This is a genomic window from Bacillus sp. IT-79MI2 (genome assembly GCF_949768135.1).
Taxonomy (GTDB): domain Bacteria; phylum Bacillota; class Bacilli; order Bacillales; family Bacillaceae_G; genus Bacillus_A; species Bacillus_A pseudomycoides.
This window is the reverse complement of the sequence record NZ_CATKPV010000032.1, coordinates 1-281: the sequence shown is the minus strand read 5'-3', so window position 1 is coordinate 281 and position 281 is coordinate 1. Positions and strand designations below refer to the sequence as shown.

Below are 281 nucleotides of genomic sequence, written 5' to 3'. Positions count from 1 at the left end.
AATTCAAACAAAACATCCCGGGAAAAGTATTACTTACCGATATCACTTATTTATTTTACGGAAAAGGAAAGAAAGCGTATTTATCGACTATTAAGGATGGATCAACCAATGAAATTTTGGCTTACCACGTTTCTAGTCGAATTACGTTAGATTTAGCCATAGATACACTTGTAAAGCTAAAGAAGAATAGAAAGGTAAAGTTAGCCGAAGGAGCATTTATTCATTCTGATCAAGGCTCTCACTATACAAGTCCTATTTATCAAAAGTTGGTCAAGAAATAT

1 protein-coding gene is annotated in these 281 nt (G+C 33.1%); it reads left to right on the top strand.

Annotated features, from left to right (window positions below; translation table 11 throughout):
• On the top strand, nucleotides 1–281 hold a 281-nt coding region (locus ACM6HU_RS02065), incomplete at both ends, for a DDE-type integrase/transposase/recombinase (RefSeq protein WP_414847969.1).